The sequence below is a fragment of the Streptomyces lacrimifluminis genome (genome assembly GCF_014646095.1).
Taxonomy (GTDB): domain Bacteria; phylum Actinomycetota; class Actinomycetes; order Streptomycetales; family Streptomycetaceae; genus Streptomyces; species Streptomyces lacrimifluminis.
Genome location: NZ_BMMU01000003.1, coordinates 26,801 through 48,277 on the forward strand (window position 1 = coordinate 26,801; position 21,477 = coordinate 48,277).

Annotated in this window: 15 protein-coding genes; 8 read left to right on the forward strand and 7 right to left on the reverse strand. The window is 72.3% G+C overall.

Annotation, left to right across the window (positions count from 1 at the left end):
* Positions 1–53: 53 nt before the first annotated feature.
* The 3 genes from IEY89_RS05530 to IEY89_RS05540 all read left to right on the forward strand — a co-directional run bounded on the left by IEY89_RS05530 (position 54) and on the right by IEY89_RS05540 (position 4,817).
* Entirely contained in the window at positions 54–1,514 is a 1,461-nt protein-coding gene (locus IEY89_RS05530) for an aldehyde dehydrogenase family protein (protein WP_189146136.1), read from the forward strand.
* A gap of 134 nt (positions 1,515–1,648) precedes the next feature.
* Positions 1,649–3,220 carry an APC family permease gene (locus IEY89_RS05535; RefSeq protein WP_189146137.1) on the forward strand — a complete coding sequence of 524 codons (1,572 nt, stop codon included), beginning with the start codon at positions 1,649–1,651 and terminating at the stop codon, positions 3,218–3,220.
* A 46-nt stretch (positions 3,221–3,266) separates the two neighbouring features.
* The gene (locus IEY89_RS05540) at positions 3,267–4,817 is read left to right on the forward strand and encodes a GMC family oxidoreductase (protein WP_189146478.1); all 1,551 of its coding nucleotides are present in this window, start codon (positions 3,267–3,269) and stop codon (positions 4,815–4,817) included.
* A gap of 88 nt (positions 4,818–4,905) precedes the next feature.
* Here IEY89_RS05540 and IEY89_RS05545 read toward each other — a convergent pair whose 3' ends face one another.
* The 4 genes from IEY89_RS05545 to IEY89_RS05560 all read right to left on the reverse strand — a co-directional run bounded on the left by IEY89_RS05545 (position 4,906) and on the right by IEY89_RS05560 (position 13,069).
* Positions 4,906–9,642 (reverse strand): hypothetical protein, encoded by a 4,737-nt coding sequence (locus tag IEY89_RS05545; RefSeq protein WP_189146138.1) that lies wholly within the window; start codon positions 9,640–9,642, stop codon positions 4,906–4,908.
* Positions 9,643–9,721: 79 nt separating this feature from the next.
* Complete coding sequence (locus IEY89_RS05550; RefSeq protein WP_189146139.1) at positions 9,722–10,606, reverse strand: hypothetical protein; 885 nt, start codon at positions 10,604–10,606, stop codon at positions 9,722–9,724.
* A 118-nt stretch (positions 10,607–10,724) separates the two neighbouring features.
* Positions 10,725–12,251 (reverse strand): hypothetical protein, encoded by a 1,527-nt coding sequence (locus IEY89_RS05555; RefSeq protein WP_189146140.1) that lies wholly within the window; start codon positions 12,249–12,251, stop codon positions 10,725–10,727.
* Between the two features lie 122 nt (positions 12,252–12,373).
* On the reverse strand, positions 12,374–13,069 hold the full coding sequence (locus tag IEY89_RS05560) for a GntR family transcriptional regulator (protein ID WP_189146141.1): 696 nt from the start codon (positions 13,067–13,069) through the stop codon (positions 12,374–12,376).
* Positions 13,070–13,235: 166 nt separating this feature from the next.
* Between IEY89_RS05560 and IEY89_RS05565 the strand changes: the two genes are divergently transcribed.
* Genes IEY89_RS05565 through IEY89_RS05585 form a run of 5 tightly spaced genes read left to right on the forward strand, consistent with a single transcriptional unit; the run spans position 13,236 to position 17,664 of the window.
* Positions 13,236–14,558, forward strand: coding sequence for an MFS transporter (locus IEY89_RS05565; RefSeq protein WP_189146142.1), 1,323 nt, complete (start codon positions 13,236–13,238; stop codon positions 14,556–14,558).
* Positions 14,555–15,376: a putative hydro-lyase gene (locus IEY89_RS05570; RefSeq protein WP_189146143.1), complete on the forward strand. Its 822-nt coding sequence runs from the start codon at positions 14,555–14,557 to the stop codon at positions 15,374–15,376. The genes IEY89_RS05565 and IEY89_RS05570 overlap by 4 nt, the downstream gene beginning before the upstream one ends.
* Before the next feature lie 25 nt (positions 15,377–15,401).
* Positions 15,402–16,154 carry a LamB/YcsF family protein gene (locus IEY89_RS05575; RefSeq protein WP_189146144.1) on the forward strand — a complete coding sequence of 251 codons (753 nt, stop codon included), beginning with the start codon at positions 15,402–15,404 and terminating at the stop codon, positions 16,152–16,154.
* A gap of 26 nt (positions 16,155–16,180) precedes the next feature.
* Entirely contained in the window at positions 16,181–16,798 is a 618-nt protein-coding gene (locus IEY89_RS05580; RefSeq protein ID WP_189146479.1) for a 5-oxoprolinase subunit B family protein, read from the forward strand.
* Complete coding sequence (locus tag IEY89_RS05585) at positions 16,795–17,664, forward strand: 5-oxoprolinase subunit C family protein (protein ID WP_189146145.1); 870 nt, start codon at positions 16,795–16,797, stop codon at positions 17,662–17,664. The genes IEY89_RS05580 and IEY89_RS05585 overlap by 4 nt, the downstream gene beginning before the upstream one ends.
* Positions 17,665–18,278: 614 nt before the next feature.
* On the opposite strand, the gene IEY89_RS05590 is transcribed toward IEY89_RS05585, so the two are convergent.
* The 3 genes from IEY89_RS05590 to IEY89_RS05600 are packed head-to-tail and all read right to left on the reverse strand — an operon-like array spanning position 18,279 to position 21,456.
* Complete coding sequence (locus IEY89_RS05590) at positions 18,279–19,136, reverse strand: SGNH/GDSL hydrolase family protein (protein ID WP_189146146.1); 858 nt, start codon at positions 19,134–19,136, stop codon at positions 18,279–18,281.
* Positions 19,133–20,335, reverse strand: a complete 1,203-nt coding sequence (locus IEY89_RS05595) for a glycosyltransferase (RefSeq protein WP_189146147.1) — start codon at positions 20,333–20,335, stop codon at positions 19,133–19,135. Before IEY89_RS05595 ends, IEY89_RS05590 begins: the two co-directional genes overlap by 4 nt.
* A complete protein-coding gene (locus IEY89_RS05600; RefSeq protein ID WP_189146148.1) occupies positions 20,332–21,456 on the reverse strand; it encodes a glycosyltransferase family 4 protein in 1,125 nt (374 codons plus the stop codon). The genes IEY89_RS05595 and IEY89_RS05600 overlap by 4 nt, the downstream gene beginning before the upstream one ends.
* Positions 21,457–21,477: the final 21 nt, after the last annotated feature.

Genomic DNA, 21,477 nt, shown 5'->3' on the forward strand with positions numbered 1-21,477 from the left:
GGCACAACCGGAAGGGCGCCTTCAGCACGGCGCTGACCAGGAGGAACGAGAACATGCCCGAACTCTTCATCGGCGGTACCTGGAGATCCGCGCTCGACGAGCGCACCCGCGAGATCCGCTGCCCCGCCGACGGCTCCCTGGTCGGTGTCGTCGACGAGGCGGGCGGCAAGGACACGGTGGAGGCCATCAGCGCCGCCCGCCGCGCTTTCGACGAGGGTCCCTGGCCGGGTACGCCGGCCGCCGAGCGCGGCGACCTGCTGCTGCGCGTCGCCGACCTCATGGTCCGCGACAAGGACGAGCTGGCCCGCGCGGAGTCCCTCGACACCGGGAAACGACTGGTGGAGAGCGCCTTCGACATCGACGACATCGTCAACTGCTTCCGCTACTTCGGCCGGCTCGCGGCAAACGAGACCGGACGGGTCATCGACACCGGCTCGCCGGACGTGGACAGCCGGGTCGTCTACGAGCCGGTCGGTGTCTGCGCGCTGATCACCCCGTGGAACTATCCGCTCCTCCAGACCGCATGGAAGGTGGCCCCGGCACTGGCGGCCGGGAACACCTTCGTCCTCAAGCCGAGCGAGCTGACCCCGCACACCGCGATCCATCTGATGCGGCTCCTGGAGGAGGCCGGACTGCCCGCGGGCGTGGCCAACCTCGTCCTCGGTGCCGGTCCGGAGGCGGGTGCGCCGCTCGGCGACCATCCGGACGTCGACCTCCTCTCGTTCACGGGCGGACTCCAGACCGGCCGCCGCCTCATGGCCGCGGCGGCCGGAACCGTGAAGAAGGTCGCGCTCGAACTCGGCGGCAAGAACCCCAACATCGTGTTCGCCGACGCCGACTTCGAGACGGCCGTCGACATGGCGCTCACCGCCGTGTTCCTGCACTCCGGACAGGTCTGCTCGGCCGGGGCCCGGCTGCTGGTGGAGGACTCACTGCACGACCGGCTCGTGGACGAGGTCGTCCGGCGGGCCCAACTGATCAGGCTCGGCGGCCCGTTCGACGAACAGGCCCAGACCGGCCCGCTGATCTCCGCGGCACACCGTGCGAAGGTCGAGGCGTATGTCGCCCAGGGCCTGGCCGAGGGCGCGGTGCTGCGCTGCGGCGGGGAGCGTCCCCAGGGACTCGACGACGGCTTCTACTACCCGCCGACGGTGCTCGACGAGTGCGACGCCCGCATGACGGTCGTACAGGAGGAGTCGTTCGGTCCGGTGCTCACCGTGGAGCGGTTCACGGACGAGGCGGAGGCGGTCCGGCTCGCCAACGACACCGTGTACGGGCTCGCCGGGGGTGTCTTCACCACCGACGAGGCCAAGGCGGCGCGGGTCGCGGCCCGGTTGCGGATCGGCACGGTGTGGATCAATGACTACCACCCTTACGTCCCTCAGGCGGAGTGGGGCGGCTTCAAGCAGTCCGGCTTCGGCCGCGAGCTCGGACCCTCGGGACTCGCCGAGTACCGCGAGGCGAAGCACATCTACCGGAACACCGCTCCTTCGGCACAGGGCTGGTTCGCGTAACACCCCTTGTGCGCCTTTTGCGTGCTCTCCATGCGCCATTCCCCTTGTGTACGCCCTGAATGTGCGCGCCCACTGTTCCCGGCACCCGCAACGAGCCGCTCCCTCCCGCTCCCCGGTCCCCCAGGAGTCCGCTCATGGCAACCACCGACCGACCAACAGGCCCAGGGCATACGGACGACGCCGAACTCGCCGAGTTCGGGTACAAGCCCGAGCTCAAGCGCACCCTCGGCAACTTCCACACCTTCGCGGCCGGGATCAGCTACATCTCGATCCTGACCGGCACCTTCCAGCTGTTCTACTTCGGTTACGGCAGCGGCGGCCCCGCGTACTGGTGGTCGTGGCCGATGGTGTTCGTCGGCCAGTTCATGGTCGCCCTCTGCTTCGCGGAGCTGGCCGCCCGCTACCCCGTGGCGGGCTCGGTCTACAACTGGTCGAAGAAGATCGGCAATCCGCACCTGGGCTGGCTCGCCGGCTGGATGATGCTGATCGCCTCCATCGTGTCGATCGCGGCGGTGGCCCTCGCCTACCAGCTCACGCTGCCGCAGATCTCCGACGTGTTCCAGATCGTCGGGGACGGCACCGGCAAGTACGACGTGGCCACCAACGCGGTGATCCTGGCCGGCGTGTTGATCCTGTTCACGACCGTGGTGAACGCCTTCGGCGTCAAGCTGATGGCCACGATCAACACGGCGGGTGTCTTCATCGAGCTCGTCGCCACGGTCGTCCTGATCGTCCTGTTCGCCGTGCACATCACCCGTGGTCCGCAGGTGGTCCTGGAGACGAACGGCACGGGCGCGGGCCACGGCGCCGGCTACCTCGGCGCGTTCCTGGTGGCCTCGCTGGCATCCGCGTACGTCATGTACGGCTTCGACACCGCCGCCTCGCTCGGCGAGGAGTCCCGCGACCCGTCCCGGAACGCGCCCCGCGCCATCATCCGGGCGATCGTCGCCTCCTTCGTCCTCGGCGGTCTGATCCTCCTCCTCGCGCTGATGAGCGTCTCCAGCCTGAAGGGCGAGCAGCTGTCCACGGACGGCCTGCAGTACATCGTGCTAGACGTCCTCGGGCCGACGGCCGGCAAGGCGATGCTGTGGTGCGTTCTGATCGCGGTCACCGTCTGCGCGCTGGCCGTCCACACGGCGGCGATCCGGCTGGCGTTCGCGATGGCCCGCGACAACAACCTGCCCGCGTCCTCGCTCCTCGCGAAGGTCAGCCCGCGTTTCCAGACGCCGGTGCTGCCGGCCGTGATCGTCGGTGTGCTGGCGCTGTCGATCCTGGTGGTCAACATCCGCCAGCCGCAGATCTTCACCGTCGTCACCAGCATCGGCATCATCATGATCTACCTCGCTTATCTGGGGGTCACCGGCCCGATGCTCGTGGCGCGGCTGCGCGGCAGGTGGCAGCCGGCCGGCGACGGCAAGTTCTCGCTGGGCCGCTGGGGACTGCTCGTCAACATCGGGGCCGTGACCTGGGGCACCGCCATGACGATCAACCTGATCTGGCCGCGGGCCTCGGTCTACAACGCCACCGCCCCCTTCCACTGGTACCTCCAGTGGGGCGCCGTGCTGTTCGTCGCGGTCATCGCGGGTGGCGGCTTCGCCTACTACTGGTTCGTCCAGCGGCACCGGACGGGTGTGCTCGCCGGACACCGTCTTGAGGAGAACCCGGCCGCGCCGGCCGCTCCCCTCGCCGCCCCGGCGGCAGACTGAAGGAGGTCAACCCCACATGGACCAGCCGATCATGGACCAATCACTCATGCACACCGATGAGTTCGACTATGTGGTGGTGGGCGGTGGCACCGCGGGCAACGTGGTGGCCGCGCGGCTCTCGGAGGACCCGTCCGTCACCGTGTGCGTACTGGAGGCGGGCCCCAGCGACGTCGGCGACGACGACGTCCTCAGACTGGAGCGCTGGATGGGCCTGCTGGAGTCCGGCTACGACTGGGACTACCCCGTCGAACCGCAGTCCAGCGGCAACAGCTTCATGCGGCACGCCCGCGCGAAGGTGCTCGGGGGCTGCTCGTCCCACAACTCCTGCATCGCCTTCTGGGCCCCGGCCGAGGATCTCGACGACTGGGCGGCGGCAGGCTGTACGGGGTGGAGCGCTGCCGACCTCTTCCCGCTCTACCGGCGTCTGGAGACCAACGACGCCCCCGGCGACCACCACGGCCGCACCGGCCCGGTGAAGCTCCGTACGCTGAAGAGCGAGGACCCGTGCGGCGCCGCCCTGCTGGAGGCGTGCGCGCAGGCGGGCATCCCGACCACCCCCTTCAACACCGGCGACACCGTGGTCCGCGGGGCCAACTGGTTCCAGATCAACTCCGACGAGAACAACATCCGTCAGTCGTCCTCCGTCGCCTATCTCCATCCGGTCATGGGCAAGCGGCCCAACCTGGAGGTACGGACAGGAGTACGGGCGAAACAGCTCGTGCTGGAGGGACGCCGGTGCGTGGGCGCCGAGTACCTCGACCCGGATCTCATCCACACGAGGACCGTACGGGCGCGCCGCGAGGTCATCGTGTCGTGCGGTGCGATCGACACCCCGAAGCTGCTGATGCTGTCCGGCATCGGACCGGCCGAGCAGCTGCGCGACGTCGGCGTCGAGGTGGTCGTGGACTCGGCGGGCGTCGGCGAGAACCTGCAGGACCACCCGGAGGGCGTCATCATGTGGGACGCCAAGCAGCCGATGACCACGACATCCAGCCAGTGGTGGGAGGCGGGCATCTTCTACGACACCGAACCGGGCCTGGACCGGCCCGACCTGATGTTCCACTACGGCTCGGTGCCGTTCGACATGAACACGGCACGTTGGGGCTATCCGACCTCGGAGAACGCGTTCTGCCTCACCCCCAACGTGACCCGGGCGAAGTCCCGCGGCACGGTGAGGCTGCGTACCCGTGACTACCGGGACAAGCCGATGGTCGATCCGCGGTACTTCACGCACGAGCACGACGCACGCGTGATGACGTACGGGCTGAAGCTGGCACGCCGGATCGCCGCCCAACCGGCGCTCAGCGGCTGGGCGGGAGCGGAACTGGCCCCCGGTCCGGACGTCCGGACGGACGACGAGCTGCTGGACTACATCCACAAGACCCACAACACCGTCTACCACCCGGCCTGCACCGTGAAGATGGGCGCTGACGACGACACGTCGGCGCCGCTGGACGCGCGGCTGCGGGTGAAGGGGATCGAGGGGCTGCGGGTTGCCGACGGGTCGGTGATGCCGGAGTTGGTGTCGGTGAATCCGTGTATCACGACGATGATGATCGGGGAGAAGTGCGCTGACCTTTTGAAGGGGGACGCATAGGGGTGGTGCGGGTAGGGGGGAACTGCGGCGCCGTCGTTGCTGGTCGCGCCCGCGCGGCGGAGCCGCAGATCGACAAAGCCCCGCGCCCCTAAGGGGTTGTCCCTGAGGGAGTTGCCTGTGCCGGGGGAGTTGTCGACGCCGGGCGCTTGAACATCCTGGTCGCCGTGATCTCGCTGTGCGTCCCGTCCCCCTCCCCGGCCGGGGTCTGCTGAGGCAGCCCCGGTCGGAGGTGTTCCTCCACGCGGATGTACTTCAGACCCGCGCGGAGGTCGGCGTCGTTGCGGAGGCGGATGACCAGAGGGAACTCGGCGAGCGCGGTCGTGTCGAACAGGCCGGTGGTGTAGAGGAGTTGGACGCCGAGCGCGTCGGACACGGCACGCTGGAGCTCCAGCAGGTACGTCGCGTTCGCGCGCCCGATGGGGTTGTCGAGGAACAGCGTGCCGGCGTGCCGGTGCTTGTCGCGGCCCCGGTCGTTGCTGCGCAGCGCGGCCATCGTGCAGTACAGGGCGATGGCCGCGGTGAGCAGCTGACCGCCGGAGAACACGTCGCCCATCTGTCCGACGGGCACGCGCTCGGCGCGCAGTACGGCGTCGGGCTTGAGGATCTCGACGGCGATGCCCTTGGGCTGGAGGGCGGCGCCGACTCCCCTCAGGAGCAGGGACATCCCGTCCCGGCGCAGGTCGGAGTTCTTCTTCACGGCCGCCCGGGTAGCCTCGTCGATGACCTCGCCGAGCCGCTCGGTGAGCGTCGCCTGGTCGGGCTCCTCGAACCGGATACGCAGGAACTCCTGCCCGGACCACTCGCCGAGGCCCTCGGGCAGCCGGGACAGCCGTTGCGCGGACCGCAGGGTGGCCAGCGCCGACTCCACCAGCCCGCGCAGCCGGTCCACGATCGAGTCCCGGTTCCGCTCCAGCTGCGCCAACTCGTCGGTCAGGACCCGGAGTCGGGGTGCGAAGGCGTCCGCCCACTTCTGCGCGTGCTCGGGCAGCGAGGACGCGGGCAGTTCACGGATCTGCTGGCGGGCGGGGGTGCGCACCGCTTCGTACCGCGTGGAGTTGGCATGCCGTACGAGGATGTCGCTCGCCTCGCGCACAGCGCCCTCGGCGGCGGACAGGTCGGCGGCGCAGCCGCGCAGGGAGCGGCGGGCCTCGGCAGCCGACTGCCGGGCCTCTTCCGGGCTGCCGGGGTAGGGCTCCTGGGCTTCCTGCTCGTCGTCGGAGGCCTGCTCGCGCAGCAGGTCGCGGAGCATGGCGGCGATCTCGTCGAACCCGGAGGCCGCGTCCTCGGCCGCCCGGTGAGCGCCGAGAAGTTCGGCGTGCGCCTCCCTGGCCCGGGTCAACGCCTCGCTGCGGGAGGCGAGTTCGGCGGTGGCGGTGCGCAGCAGGGCCTGGGCGTGCTCGGCGTCGCGCGGGACGAGCTCCTCCGCCAGCTCGGTGTGCTCCCCGCCGTCCTCGGGCGCGAGCCGCTCGGCCTCGCCGCGCAGCCGCCCCAGCTGCTCGCTGGCCGTGGACACCCGGGTCTCCAGGAGCTGCACCAGTTCCTCGGCCCGCGCGGAGGCGGCCTGCCGGGACGGTCCGTCGGATCCGTCGGGCGACTGCAGCATCTGCTCGGCGCGCGTACGCACCTTGTTGCTCAGCCGGTCCAGCTCCGCACGACTGGCGCTCTCCTCGCTCTCGGACCGCGCCTGCTCCGCCCGCAGGTCGGCTCCGACGCCGACCTTCTCGTAGAGCTGGGAGGCGGCCCGGTAGGCCTCGCGGAGGGCGGGCAGTGACGACTTCGCGGTCTCCTCGTCGGCTTCCGGTAGGTCATCGGGGGCGCCCGCGATCTCCGCGCGCTCGGCGCGCAGGGCGCGGGCCGTGCGGCGTGCGTCGTCAGCGGCGCGCTGGGTGGCTCGCCGGTCCTCGTCGGCGGACCGGGCACGCTCCAGCAGGACCTGGGCGCGGGCCTCCGACTCGACGGCCTCGTCGGCCAGTTCACGCACCTTGACCTGCCAGCCGGCGCGTTCGCGCAGCCGGTACGCCAGTCCGGCGAGCGCGTCGGCGGCGCGCCGGGCGCGTTGGGCGGCCTCCTGCCGCTCGTCCCGCACCCGGGACGCCTCGCTCGCCACCTCGTCGGCCTCGGCCCGCACGGTCCGCGCCTCGGCCAGCTCGGCCTCGGTCTCCTCGGCGAAGGCGCGCGCGTCGTGTGCGGCCCGGGCCAGCTCGACGAGCCGCCCGGCCGGACAGCCCGTACGCCAGGAGGTGAGCCGCGCGGCCAGTTCCCGGTCCTTCCCGAGCCGAGCCGCGAGCGAGCGGATCTCCTCCTCCCGCTCGCCCGCCCGGGCCCGCAGCGCCTGTCGTTCCTCGTCGGCGGCGTGCTCGTCGTGCATGGCCGGGTTCGGCGGTACGAGGAACACGTCGCCGTCGCCCGGTCCGGGGGCCGGAGTGGGGGCGAGCAGGGCGGCTGCCGTACCGACCGCCACGGCCGACCGGGGCAGCAGGGCCGCTTCGGCGAGTGCCTCGCGGGCACGCGCGTGCGTGGCGGGGTCGGTGATGATGACGCCGTCGACCAGCTCGGGGCGGGCGGCCAGCACGCGCGCGTGGTCGGCGGGGTCGACGGCCTGGGCGAGATAGCGCCAGCCGGGCAGCGCGGGGATGCCGTGTTCGCCGAGGAACTCGACGGTGGCCAGCACGTCGGGGCCGGGCGGCAGCAGTCCGCCGTCACCGAGCGCACCGAGGATCCTGGCGTCGTCGGCCGCACCGGTCCGCAGCTCGAAGAGCTGTCGCTCGGCGGAGGTGACACCGTCGTCGAGCAGCTCACGGAGTTCGTCGGCGAAGCGGTCCAGTTCCCCGGCGGTCAAAGGACCTTCGTCGAGGCCGCGGGTCGTACCCTCGGCTGCCTCGGCACCGCCCCGCGCGACCGACGTCCCGCCGCCGCTGCCCTCGCTCGCACCCTGCTGGTGCGGCAGCGCGGCCCGGCCTCGCTGCCGCACACCGCCGGCGGACGGCAGGTTCAGCAGTTCGGCGAGCCGTTCCTCTGCCGCCAGGGCCTCCGCGGTGCGCCGCTCGGCGTCGTACGCGCGCTCGGCCGCCGTGGCGGCATCCGCCGCGCGGGCCGCCGTCAGCTCCGCGCGGGACTCGGCGGACGCCGCCTCACGCGCGTGCTCGGAAGCCCGTTGGGAGGCTTCACGGGTGGTGTCCCAGGCTTCGACGGCCGTCTTCTCGGCGTCGCTGGCGGCAAGTGCGGCCCGTGCCGGGTCGGCGTCGGGAGCGCTGTCGTCGAGCCAGCCCGCGCGCACCGCCTCGGCGGTCTCCTGTTCGACCTCGCTGAGCCGCTGCCGCAGATGCCCGACCTCGCTGCGGGCGCGCTGCGCCTCGGTGGCCGCGCCGGTCGAGTCCCGGTGGGCGGCCTCGCTGACCTCCTGAAGGGCGGCGGACCGCTCCTCCTCCTCGTTGGCGAGCGCCTCCGCGCCTTCCGCCGCCGAGTGCAGTGCCCGTACGAGGTCGGCGGCGGCCTTGGCGCGGGCGGCGAGCGCCGGGGCCGCGTCCCGCTCGGCCTCGCGGATCGCGACCGCCACGCGCGCGGAGCGGTCGGCGGCGGCTCGGTGCCGCAGCACGACCTCGGCGGCCTGCCAGGCGGAGTGCATGGTGCGCGCGTCGGCGAGTTCACGCTTCTGCGCGGCTGCCGTCCTCTCCGCCGCCGCGAGTGCCAGCGAGGCGTGCCGGAAGGCGAGTTCGGCGGCGATCAGCGCGCTGCGCTCCCGCCCGCCCTCGGAATGGGTGACGGCGTACGCCGCCGCGGTGACCCGCTGGGCGAGATCGCCGGCCCGGACGCGTTCCTGGACGCCCCGCGCGGACAGGCGGCGGGCGAGGGTGCGCGTACGCCGCTCCGCACCCGTGTGGACGTCCCGCGCGCGGGAACGCGTTTCCGCGGCCTCGACGATCCGTCCTAGCAGGTCCACGGACCCGGCGGTGAAGTCCCGTTCGGCGATCAGTTCGGACCGTCGGCCCAGCTTGTTGCCGAAGCCGCCGACCAGGTCGGCAAGTCCGTCCGTGTCCCGGGTGTCGGTGACCGCGCGCAGCAGCAGGTCGGTGAAGTCGGAGTCCTTCTTGACCGCGAAGAGGCCGGCTGCCTCACCCTCGTCGGCGTTCATCTCCCGCTGGTATCGGAAGAGTTCGGGGTCCAGACCCAGCTCCCCCAGATGTTCGATCCAACGGTCGTGGATCTCCTCCCAGTGCACTTCGAGATGCGGATACGCCTTGCCCGCCTCGGTGATCGCGTCCCGGAAGCCCTTCATGGTCCGGCGCCGCCCCTGGGCACCGGAGGCACCCTCCACGGGCGGCCGTACGGCGGTGGACTCCGCGACGGGAAGGTTGTCGAGGCTCAGCCCCGGGCCGGGCCGGAAGGAGTACCAGGCCTCGGCGAACTTCCGCGGATCGTTGGAGACCTGCCGCCCCCGCCACTCACTGGCCTTGCCGACCACCACCAGCTCACCGGTCAGCGTGTGCTGCCATTCCAGGACCACATGCCCGCAGTCGTCGGCGAGCAGGAACTTCCGCAGCACACCGGAACTGGCGCCACCGAGCGTGTTGCGGTGCCCCGGCAGCATCACGGAGAAGATCAGCTTGAGGAGTACGGACTTGCCGCCGCCGTTCTCCAGGAAGAGCACGCCCGCGGGCGCGGGCCGGCGCGGCGGGCCGACGGGCTCCTCCTCGAAGAACTCCGCCTGGGTGGGCGCGGGGTCGGGCACCGGCTCGCCGACACCCCGCAGGTCAAGCACGGTGTCGGCGTAGCGCGCACCGGCAGGACCGATGGAGTAGAGGCGGACCCGGGACAGCTCGTACATGGCGGGACTCTCGTAGTCGTAAGGAGTAGTCGGGTTGCGTGTGAAGGGAGTTGGGGCGGGAAGGGAGTCTGAGCTGCGGTCAGGAGTGGTGGAAGGGCAGTCCGGCGTCGGCCACCAGGTCAAGGTCGTCGGTGTCCTCGGCGGGCAGCAGCGTCGGCGTCCCGTCGGTGACCGGCACGACACCCAGCTCCAGCAGCTCGGCCATGGCGGCGTTGCCCGCCATGTCCCGGACCTGGAGCTGGTAGCGGGCCGTCGTCCGATACGTACCGCCGTTGTCGTCGCCCGTGCGCTGGAGGAAGCCGGAGTCGGTGAGGAACACGACGGCCTTGCCGACGATGCCGGTCGTCGAACCGGCCGGTCTCCGCGCGTCCTTGGTGGCCCCCGTGGCGCTGCGCCTGATCCAGATCCGCCACGCGGCCTCGAGTCCCGGGGCGTCGCTGACCGGGTCGGTGTTCTCGCCCTGTTCCTCGGCCCGTTCCTCCAGCCGCCGACAGGCCTGCCGGACGAAGGCCTCGACCCCGTTGACGGTGACGCGCCCGATGTAGCCGTCGTCGGCGAGATCCTCGGGGCGCGGAAACGCCATGGCGGCCACGGCGAGATGGGCGAGCCCGTGCAGAAAACGGTCCGAGCCGTCGGCGGACGTACGACGTGCGTAGTCCCCCATCCGCACGGCGAAGACGGAGTCCTCGGCGGCGGTCACCGCCATCCCCGCGCGCGGGGACACCTCCAGCACGACCAGCCCCAGCCCGGCTGCCACGGCATCGGCGAGCCGGGCGAAGGCCGGGTCCTCGCGATACCGCCGCAACATCTCGGCGTACTCCTGGTCCCGGGCGGCCTGAAGCCTGGGCTGCAGCCCGAAGGCGACCAGCCGCGCGGCATCGGCGGCGTCGGCAGGAGTAACGGGAGCAGCGGCAGCCGGCGCCGCGACAGCCTCCGACTCGCTCCACTCGACCTGCTCGTTCACGGCTGGGACTCCCTACGGTTCGTGTGGACAGGGGTACGGCCAGACGCCTCGACAGGGGCGCGGGGAACTGCGCGACGAGCCCCCACCGGCCGCAAGCCGAAGAACAACCCGGGGAACATCACGCCGCCTCCGACCTGCCCGCGGCCATCCCCGCCGCATCCAGCAACGCCATCCCCACGATCAGATCCGCACCCCCGAACTCCGGATCGTCCAGCTCCGTCCCGTCGTCGACAGCGAACAACAGCTTCTCCTCGCCCTGCCGATAGGCCGTCCCGACCGGAGGACTGGCCGCGTGCACGGCCAACAGGGCCACCAGGTACGGAAGTTCCGTGTCCCGAAGACGCGCCTCCGCCAACAACCCCGACAACCGCCGAGGCGCGTCCGCGGGCAGATCCAGCAACTCCATCGCCGCCGCCAACTGCTCCTCGCTGAACCGGCTGTCGTCCGGCGTGGCGATCAGGTCCGGCTCCGGCATCTCCGCCCCGAGATGCTCCCGCTCCACCGGTGGCGTCAGCAGTATGTCCACGAGGTCGCCGACCCGGACCGACACCGGCGTACGAAGCCCCGTCCCGCGCGCGAAGAACGCGTCGGTGACCCGCACCGCGGCCTCCAGGGGCAACGGCAGCACAGGGGCGACCAGATGGCCGTACAGGTCTATCCCCGCGGACGTCATCGGTGTCGCGAAGGCCTGCCGGTCCTGTTCCGCGCGGAACAGCGGCCCCGCCTCCAGAAGGCGCGACTGGAGCAAGGTGTGCCGCCGGATGCAGTCCTTCACGATGTCGACGAGTTCGGCGGCACGCCTCTTCTGCTCCGGGTCCTCGGACTCGTCACGGGCCTTGCGGATGTTGGTCAGGATGGCGTTCTCGTGGCGGTACCGGTCGGCGACGTGGTCGAGCGCTTCGGCGATCATGTCGGGGACGGTCTGGAGCCAGTCCACCGCGCGCACGTTCCGACGGGTGGCGTCCAGCGCCCTGCGCAGGGTCTCCGAGTACTGCACGGTCCGGTAGCGGGCCTGCTCGGCGGCGAGCTGGGCGTCGGCCAGCCTGCCCCGGCTGATCAGCACCTCCAGCTTGACCTCGGCCGCGATCTGGGCGCTGGTGACATCGGTGTCGAGGGCGCCGACGAGGACGTTGACCGCCTCGTCCGTCGTGCGGAGGTAGACGCTTCCGCCGTACCCCGGGACCTCTTCGATCAGCTTGAAGTCGTAGTCACGGCGTACATACGTGCCGTCCGGTGCGAACGTGCCGTATACGGCCCGGAAGCCCCGGTCGACGCTGCCGACGTTGATCAGGTTCTCCAGGACCCAGCGGGCGACGCGCTCGTGCTCGGTGACGGGCCGCCGCGGGGCCTGGGCGGCGATGCGCGGGATGAGGCGGGCGACGATCTGGTCGTGGTCGGCACCGGTGTCGAAGTCCATGTTCAGGGTGACCAGGTCGATGGCCGAGAGGGCCACCTCCGCCATGCCGTACACCGAGTACTCGCCCGCGAGATTCGCCTTGCGCGCGTCCAGGTCGTGGAGCGGGGCGGTGCAGGCGAGCGCGCGCAGGCGCCGCGCCAGTCCCTCGTCGGCGGCCGGGCCCGGAGCGGGGCGCGGCCCCGCGCTGAGCTGGGGCGGAACGCTGTCCGTCGATGCAGGCGAAGTCACGGTGCACAGACTAGGTCCTCGGTCTGACAACGGCCCAAACGACTCAGAAGCGACCCGCTGCCGCCCCGCCACCATGCCGTTCGCACCCTGCGGAACAGCGCAGGTCCCGTGCCCCGTACCGGCTAGCCGTCCTCGGCGACCCGCCGCCGGTAGACCTCGACAACCCGTCTGAGCGAGTCGTCGAGGTAGACCGAAAGGAGTCCCTCGGCCCGCTCCCGGTCGCCCGTCCGGAGGGCCTGCAGTATCTGCTGGTTGCGCGCGAGATTGGGCTCGTGCAGGCGCCGCGGGTCGTCCACGACGTGGAAGGCGAGGCGCAGTTCGGCGAAGACGCTGCGCATGAGCTCGTCGGTGCGGGCGCTGCCGGCCAGTGCGACGAGTTCGCCGTGGAAGTGGATGTTGGCCGTACCCAGCCCTTTCCAATCACCGTCGCGCGCCGCCCGCTGTCCCTCCTCGACGGCCGCGGCGAGGTTCTCCAGGGCGTAGGGCGGCTCGCCGAGGCCGCGGACCACGGCGCACTCGACGAGGGCGCGGATGCGGTAGATGTCCTCGACGTCCTCGACCGTGAGGACCCGTACGAAGACGCCTCTGTTGAGCTCGTGGATCAGCAGGCGTTCGTGTGTGAGCAGCCGGAACGCCTCGCGCAGGGTGTTGCGGGAGACGCCGAGGGCCCCGCCGATGCTGTCCTCGGAGAGCCGGGTCCCGGGCGGGAAGTACCCGTCGGCGATCCGGCTCCTGAGGATGTCCGACACCCGCTCGGCGGTACTGGTGCGCCCGAGGAGCGCACGGTCGTCGGCCAGTCCCGTCAACTGCTCTGCCATGCCCGGAATTCAATCGTAGATACAAGAACGAAACAACACGGGTATTGAAGGATCGTTCAACGATCCTCTACCTTGCTGAACAGGCGCCGGCGGATCCACGCGGTGCCGATCGCTCCCGCACCGCTCATTCCTGAAGCACCCTCCGTCCCTCATCTGCGAGGTGCACATGAGCACGACCCCTCCACCCCAGGCCGCCCTGGCCGCCGAAAACCGCCCTGGAGCGGGCGAACCCGCCGTCGATGAAGGCGCGTTCGCCTGGCTGCGGGCATTGGGCCCGCGCGGTCGCCGTGCCTTCGGGGGCGCGTTCGGTGGCTACGCCCTGGACTCGTACGACTACTTCACGCTGCCCTTGACCATGGTGGCGCTGTCCGCGTACTTCGGCTTGAACAGCGGCCAGACCGGGCTGTTCACCACTGTCACCCTGGTCGTCTCCGCGGTGGGCGGCGCCGGCGCGGGAGTGCTCGCGGACCGGATCGGCCGGGTCAAGGCGCTGATGATCACGGTGATGACGTACGCGGTCTTCACCGTCGCCTGCGGCTTCGCGCCCAACTACGAGACCCTCCTGGTGTTCCGCGCCCTCCAGGGCCTCGGTTTCGGCGGTGAGTGGGCCGTCGGCGCGATCCTGGTGGCCGAGTACGCGAGCCCGAAGCACCGCGGCCGTACGCTCGGCGCGATCCAGAGTTCCTGGGCCGTCGGCTGGGGCCTGGCCGTGGTCGTCTACACCGTGGTCTTCTCGTTCCTCGACGACGACCTGGCCTGGCGCGTGATGTTCTGGACCGGCGCTCTGCCCGCGCTGCTGGTCGTCTGGGTGCGCCGCTCGGTGCAGGACGCGCCCCAGGCGGTCGCCGAGCGCGAGAAGAACCCCAGGAAAGGTTCGTTCGCGGCGATCTTCAAGCCCGGCACGCCCGAGGCACCCGGACTGCTGCGCATCACGATCTTCGCGGGCCTGCTGTCCACCGGTGTCCAGGGCGGCTACTACACCCTCGCCACCTGGGTGCCCACCTACCTGAAGACGGAACGCGGACTGTCGGTCGTCGGCACCGGTTCGTATCTCACGTTCCTGATCTCCGGAGCCTTCATCGGCTATCTGACTGGCGGATACCTCACCGACCGGATCGGCCGCAAGCGCAACATCTGGCTGTTCGCGGTCCTCTCGGCGCTGTGCATCCTCGCCTACGCGAACATTCCCAGCGGTGCCAACACCCTTCTCCTGGTGCTCGGTTTCCCGCTCGGGTTCTGTATGTCGGCGATCTTCAGCGGCTTCGGCTCCTATCTGAGCGAGCTGTACCCGACCGCGGTACGCGGCACGGGACAGGGCTTCACCTACAACACCGGGCGCGCCGTCGGCGCCGTCTTCCCCACCACGGTCGGCTTCCTGGCGGACAGTTGGGGCGTGGGCGGTGCGCTGGTCTTCGGTGCGATCGGATACGGCATCGCCGCCCTGGCACTGCTCGGCCTGCCGGAGACCCGCGGAAAGGAACTCCAGTGAACCGTACGGAAGACCGCCCCCTGTCCCTCGTCGACGAGCACGCGCACGCGTGGAGCCCGAAATCCGCGCGAGCCCGGTTCCGTGCGGGCCTGACGGGCCCCACGGCGGGCGTCGCGGCCGGCCACACCCAGGTCAACCTGATCTCGGTGCCCGCCGACTGGGCGTACGACATGCTGCTGTTCTGTCAGCGCAACCAGAAGCCCTGCCCGGTCCTGGACGTCACGGACGCCGGTTCCTGGACCACGGTCCTGGCCGAGGGCTCGGATCTGCGCACCGACCTGCCGCGCTACCGGGTCTGGCGGGACGGTGAGCTGACGGAGGAGCCCACGCACGTGGTCGCGCACTGGCGCGACGACCTCGTGACGTTCCTCATCGGGTGCAGCTTCACCTTCGAGTGGGCGCTCGCCGAGGCGGGCGTCCCGATCCGGCACATCGAGCAGGGCCGCAACGTCCCGATGTACGTGACCGACCGCCAGTGCCGTCCCGCCGGGCGGTTGCACGGACCCATGGTGGTGTCCATGCGCCCGGTGCCGCCGCAGCACCTGTCGGCCGCGATCCGGGAGAGCAGCCTGCTCCCGGCGGTGCACGGCAGCCCCGTACACTGCGGCGACCCGTCGGGGCTCGGCATCGGCGACCTCGGCCGGCCGGACTTCGGCGATCCGGTGGACCTCGCGCCGGACGACATCCCGGTGTTCTGGGCCTGCGGGGTGACCCCGCAGGCCGCGGTGATGGCGTCCCGCCCGCCGTTCGCCATCACGCACGCGCCGGGCCAGATGTTCCTCACCGACACCCGCGACGAGCAGTACCGCGTCGCCTGACCGGAGCGTGACAGGAGTCCGGAACATGATCGACCTCAACGCCGACCTCGGCGAGGGCTTCGGCCGCTGGCACCTGACCGACGACGAACAGCTGCTGTCCGTCGTCACCAGCGCCAACGTGGCCTGCGGCTTCCACGCCGGGGACCCGGTCACCATGCGACGCGTGTGCGAGCTGGCTGCCGAGCGCGGTGTACGGATCGGCGCCCAGGTCTCCTACCGCGACCTGGCGGGCTTCGGGCGGCGCGCGATGGAGGTTCCGCCCGACGAGCTGACGGCCGAGGTCGCCTACCAGATCGGTGCCCTGGACGTCTTCGCGCGCGCGGCGGGCACGCGCGTGTCGTACGTCAAACCGCACGGCGCGCTCTACAACCGTGTCGTGCACGACGCGGAGCAGGCGCGGGCGGTGATCGACGGCGTGCTGCTGGCCGACAAGGGACTGCCGGTGCTCGGACTGCCGGGTTCGCGCCTGCTGGAGCTTGCCGAGGGGGCGGGCCTCCCCGCCGTCCCCGAGGCGTTCGCCGACCGCGCGTACACCGAGGAGGGCACGCTCGTGCCGCGCGGCCAGGAAGGGGCGCTGGTGACCGACCCGGAGGCCGTCGTCGCACGTTCCGTGACCCTCGCCCGGGCCGGCGTGGTCGCGTCGCACTCCGGGACGCCTCTCGCGATCCACGCCCGCTCCCTGTGCGTCCACGGGGACACGCCCGGCGCGGTGGACCTGGCCCGCCGGGTCCGCGAGCGCCTGGAGGCGTCGGGCGTCCGCGTGGAGGCCTTCACATGAGCGGGACGAGCGGTTCGACGCACGGGATGAGGGCGCTGCCTGTCGGCGACGACGCGCTGCTGGTCGAGGTCTCCTCGGGCGAACAGGCCCAGGCCCTGCACGCCGAACTGCTGCGCCGCCGCGCGGAGGGCACCCTGTCCGTAAGGGAGATCGTCCCCGCCGCCCGTACGGTCCTCCTAGACGGCCTCGACGACCCCGCCCGGCTGGCTTCCGAACTGACCGCCTCCGAAGTGCCCCCTGCGCTCCCCCGCACCCAGGAGATCATCGAACTCCCGGTCCGCTACGACGGCCCGGATCTCGCCGATGTCGCCGTCCTGTGGGGCGTGTCCGAGGAGGCGGTGGCGCGCATTCACGCGGGCACCGAGTTCCGGGTCGCCTTCTGTGGTTTCGCGCCCGGCTTCGGCTACCTCACCGGTCTCCCGGCACGTTACGACGTACCGCGGCGGGCCACTCCGCGGACGTCCGTCCCGGCCGGTGCGGTGGGACTGGCGGGCCCGTACACGGGTGTGTACCCGCGTTCGTCGCCGGGTGGCTGGCAGCTGATCGGTACGACGGGCGCGGTCCTGTGGGACCACACGCGCGTGCCGGCCGCGCTGCTGTCGCCGGGCACCCGGGTCCGTTTCGTCCCATTGGGCCGCCGATGACGGACCGCGCGCTCTTCGTCGTACGGGCTGGGGCGCTGACCACCGTGCAGGACCTGGGGCGTCCCGGGTACGCCCATCTCGGGGTGCCCCGCTCCGGCGCCCTGGACGCGTCGACGGCGGCGCTCGTCAACCGGCTGGTCGGCAACCCGTCCGGGGCGGCCGTCCTGGAGTCCACCCTCAACGGCTGCGCCCTGCGCCCCCGTTGCCCGGTCACCGTCGCGGTCGGCGGCGCCCCCTGCCCGGTCACGGTGGACGGCCGCCCGGTGGCCTGGGGCGCTCCGGTCCAGGTGCCCGGCGGCGCGCTGCTGAACATCGGAACGGCGCTCTCCGGAGTACGCGGTTACGTGGCCTTCTCGGGCGGAGTCGCCGTCGAGCCGGTGCTCGGCAGCCGCTCCACCGACCTGTTGTCCGGCCTGGGCCCACCACCGCTCACGGACGGCGCGGTGCTGCCCCTGGGGCAGGTGATCGGCGGGCACGCACGCGTGGACGTCGTTCCGCAGCCCGCGCCCCCGGCCGAACTCGTGCTCCGGGTGACCGTCGGGCCACGCGACGACTGGTTCACACCGGCGGCGCTACGAGCCTTCACCACGTCCACGTACCGGGTGTCCTCCGCGAGCAACCGGATCGGGCTGCGCACGGAAGGCCCTGCCCTGGAGCGCGCGTTCTCCGGCGAACTCCCCAGCGAGGGCATGGTCCTGGGCGCGGTCCAGGTGCCCCCGGACGGCAGGCCGGTGGTCTTCCTCGCCGACCACCCCACCACCGGCGGCTATCCGGTGATCGCCGTCGTCCGCACCGCGGACCTGCGCGCCGCCGCCCAGGCAGCCCCGGGCACCCCGGTCAGGTTCGTGCCCGTACGCCGCGGCTGAGCCCCCGGGCCGGGCCGGAGACACGGGGCCGCGGTGCCATCCGCCGCGCCGCAGGCGGGCGCCCACCTGCGGCATTGGCGTGGTTGCCGACTCTGTCCCGGCACCGGCTGATGTCGGCGTCTCCTCCGCCTCGCGGCCGAACCCGCCGTGGCCTCACGCACTCGCGCCTGTCGGACGCCGGGCCGTCCTCCGCCCGGCCCGCCGGATCATCCCGACGACGCGGGGGCGGCAGCGCCATCAACCGCGCCGTAGGCGGGCGCCCGCCTACGGCGTTGTCGTGGTCGCCGACTCCCCGCTGCGGCAACGGCCGACGTCGGCATCTCCCCCACCTTGCGGCCGGACCCACCAATCCCGCACGCACCCGCGCCTGCTCGGCGCTCTGGCCGCCCTCCGCCCGGTCCGGCGGACCATGCCAGAGACGCGAGGCTGCGGTGCCACCAACCGCTCCCCGGCGGGCCGCCCGCCTATGGCGTTGTCGTGGCTACCGGCTCCCCCGCCGCAGCAGCGGCTGACGTCAGCACCGCCCCCGCCTCCCGGCCGGACCCCCCGAACCCACGCGCACCCGTACCTGTTCGGCGCCGTAGCCGCCCTCCGTCACGTCCGCCGGACAGGCTCTACGCCACATCCGGCCCGGCCCGGTGCTCCGCCACCGTCAGGGCGGCCAGGGCCGCCGCGACGGCGTGGGACGCGCCCAGGTCGAGGCGGGCGCTGGTGCCCCGCGCGCGGTGGCGGACCTCCTGGGCGGCGAGCCGGAGGAGCTGCGGCAGCAGGTCGGTGCACCGCCGTGCCACCCAGCCCGTGCCCGCGGTGGCCAGCCAGCGCAGGCTGGCCGACCGGGTGGGCGCGGGATGTTCCGGCTCGGGCGACGGACCCGCCCCGCCCGCGACGCCCGCCTCCGTGAGCAGCGCGTGGAAGCGGACCGCGAGCTGCCGGTGCCCCTGCTCGCCGGGGTGCAACCGGTCCGCGCTCCACATCTCGCGCCCGCTGAGCCACTCCCCCTCGGCGGCGTGCAGATGCACGGCCCCGTAGCGCTCGGAGAGCGCGTGGACGACCGCGTTGACCGCCCGTTGACGCCGGGCCAGCGGGTTCGCCAGGACACCGGGCAGCCCCAGCATCGCCCCGGGGTCGGGCAGACACGCCGTGAGCAGGAGCGCGCCCCGCTCGGTGAAGGCCGCGTACACCTCGTCCAGCCGGGCGGCCACCGCATGGATGTCGAACGTGCGGCGCAGCGTGTCGTTCACCCCGATGACGACGGACACCACGTCCGGCTCCAGGTCGAGGCCGGCCGGCGTCTGCCGTTCCAGCACGTCACGCGTCTGCGCCCCGCTGACCGCGAGGTTGGTGAACTCCACCGGCCCTTCTCCGAACTCACCGGTGAGCAGCGCGGCCCAGCCGCGCCATTCGCCGTCCACGGGATCGCCCACGCCCTCGGTCAGCGAGTCGCCGAGCGCCACGAACCGCAGCGGTCTCATCCGACGCCCTCCGGCACCACGGGCCGCACGGGCGCGTCACCGACGGACGGCACCATCGCGTCGTGCGCCGCGAGAAACGCCTCGACCGCGGTCGACCAGCCGAAACACTCCGCACGCGCGCGTGCCTTCTCCCGGCGCTCGCGTTCGGGCCGTGCCAGCAGCAGCCGTACGGCGTCCGCGAAGGCCTCTCCGTCGTCGGCCGCGACGGCCCCGGCGGACCCGATCACCTCGGGCAGTGCGGAGGACGCGCTGACGACCACGGGTGTGCCGCAGGCCATCGCCTCCAGTGCGGCGAGCCCGAACGTCTCCGCGGGCCCGGGCGCCAGGCACACGTCTGCGGACGCCTGGAGTCCGCCCAGCAGTACCCGGTCGGTGACGTGCCCGAGGAAGGTGACGGGCAGCCCGCGCTCCCGCGCCCGCTGCTCCAGACGGGCCCGCAGCGGCCCGTCCCCGGCCACCACCAGCCTCGCCCGCTGTCCGCGCCGCAGGAGGGCCTCCAGCGCGTCCAGCGCCGTACCGGGCCGCTTCTCGACGGACAGCCTGGAGCACATCACCAGGAGGAGTTCGTCCCCGCGCGCGTGCGCGGCCCGCACCGCCGGGTCCCGCAGCGACGGATGCCGCCGCACGAGATCGACGCCCAGGGGGGCCCGTACGACGTTGCGCGCCCCGATCCGCACGAACTCCCGCTCGGCGAACTCCGTGGTGCACACGACGCGCGCGTAGGTGTGTGCCGTACGGACGTTGAGGGCGTCGGCGGCGCGCCGGGAGAGGTTCTCCGGCAGTCCCCAGGTACGCAGGACACCGTCGGCGGTCTCGTGGGAGACCATCACCGCGGGGACGCGGGCCCGGCGGGCCCACCTGCCCGTCCACCTGAGGGTCGTCCGGTCGGACACCTCCAGGCGGTCCGGCGCGAGTTCCTCGAGGAGGGCGGCGACACGGCGCTTGTCCGTGAGGACGCGGTAGCCGCCGGTACCGGGCAGCAGCGGACCGGGCAGGGTGATCACCCTGCCCTGCTCGGTGTCGCGGTCGCTCGCCCGCTCACCGGGCACGATCAGGACGGGGTCGTGCCCTGCGGCCCGGTAACCCGCGCCCAGTTCGCGCAGCGCGGTGCGCAGGCCGCCCGAGGCGGGGGCGACGAAGTTCGCCAGCCGGACGATGCGCAGCGGTCCGCTCGTGCCGCGTGGTGTCCCGGCGTTCACGCTGCCACCGCCGTCCGCGCGGTGAGGATGTCGGCGTAGTGCCCGACGAGCTGGTCGCCGACCGTCGCCCAGGTGCGGCCCTCGACCGTCGCCCGGGCGGCGGCTCCGTAGGCGGCCCGCAGGCCAGGGTCACCGGCCAGGGACCACACCGCGTCCCGGACGGCGGAAGCGTCGCGCGGCGGGACCAGGAGTCCGGTGCGCCCGTGGGCGACCAGGTCCAGCGGTCCACCGGCGGCGGGCGCGACGACGGGCACTCCGCTCGCCATGGCCTCCTGCACTGTCTGGCAGAAGGTCTCGAACGGGCCGGTGTGCGCGAAGATGTCCAGCGAGGCGAAGATCCGGGCGAGTTCGTCGCCGGTGCGGCGGCCCAGGAAGACCGCTCCCGGCAGCTGCTCGCGCAGTCCCGGCTCGCTGGGGCCGTCGCCCACGACGACGACCCGCACGCCGTCCAGCGCACAGACCCCGGCGAGGAGTTCGACCTGCTTCTCGGGGGCGAGCCGGCCGACGTAGCCGACGATCAGTTCGCCGTTGGGGGCGAGTTCACGGCGGATGGCCTCGTCCCGCAGTTCGGGGCGGAAGCGCGCGGTGTCCACTCCGCGCTGCCACAGCTTCACCCGGGGCACGCCGTGCGTCTCCAGGTCGTGCAGGGCCGCGCTGGAGGGCGCGAGGGTGAGGTCGGCGGCGGCGTGGACGGAGCGGATGCGCCGCCAGGCGGCGGCCTCGCCCGCGTGCACATACGTGCGGGCGTATCCGGCCAGGTCGGTCTGGTAGACGGCCACGGCGGGGATGCCGAGCCGGGCGGCGGCGGCCATGCCGCGTACGCCGAGGATGAAGGGGCTGGCCAGGTGGACGATGTCCGCGCGGTGCTCGGTGATCGCGGCGGCGACGCGTCGGCTGGGGAGGGCGACGCGGACCTGGGGGTAGCCCGGGAGCGGTAGGGAGGGGACACGGACGACGGGGCACGGCGCCGAGGCGTCGGGCCCGTTCCCGGCGGCGGTGGCCGGGGCGACGACGAGGGGAACGTGACCGCGATCGACGAGGTGCCGGGCGGTCTGGAGCGCGCAGTGGGCCACGCCGTTCACATCGGGGGGAAAGGATTCGGTCACGATGACTACACGCATAGGGGTGTTGTCGCCGTACTG

Bases quoted from the DNA above. Each gene is read 5' to 3' on its own strand.
- IEY89_RS05530 (WP_189146136.1), top strand. From the start codon at position 54: ATGCCCGAACTCTTCATCGGCGGTACCTGGAGATCCGCGCTCGACGAG.
- IEY89_RS05535 (WP_189146137.1), top strand. From the start codon at position 1,649: ATGGCAACCACCGACCGACCAACAGGCCCAGGGCATACGGACGACGCC.
- IEY89_RS05540 (WP_189146478.1), top strand. From the start codon at position 3,267: ATGCACACCGATGAGTTCGACTATGTGGTGGTGGGCGGTGGCACCGCG.
- IEY89_RS05545 (WP_189146138.1), bottom strand. From the start codon at position 9,642: ATGTACGAGCTGTCCCGGGTCCGCCTCTACTCCATCGGTCCTGCCGGT.
- IEY89_RS05560 (WP_189146141.1), bottom strand. From the start codon at position 13,069: ATGGCAGAGCAGTTGACGGGACTGGCCGACGACCGTGCGCTCCTCGGG.
- IEY89_RS05565 (WP_189146142.1), top strand. From the start codon at position 13,236: ATGAGCACGACCCCTCCACCCCAGGCCGCCCTGGCCGCCGAAAACCGC.
- IEY89_RS05575 (WP_189146144.1), top strand. From the start codon at position 15,402: ATGATCGACCTCAACGCCGACCTCGGCGAGGGCTTCGGCCGCTGGCAC.
- IEY89_RS05580 (WP_189146479.1), top strand. From the start codon at position 16,181: ATGAGGGCGCTGCCTGTCGGCGACGACGCGCTGCTGGTCGAGGTCTCC.
- IEY89_RS05585 (WP_189146145.1), top strand. From the start codon at position 16,795: ATGACGGACCGCGCGCTCTTCGTCGTACGGGCTGGGGCGCTGACCACC.
- IEY89_RS05590 (WP_189146146.1), bottom strand. From the start codon at position 19,136: ATGAGACCGCTGCGGTTCGTGGCGCTCGGCGACTCGCTGACCGAGGGC.
- IEY89_RS05600 (WP_189146148.1), bottom strand. From the start codon at position 21,456: ATGCGTGTAGTCATCGTGACCGAATCCTTTCCCCCCGATGTGAACGGC.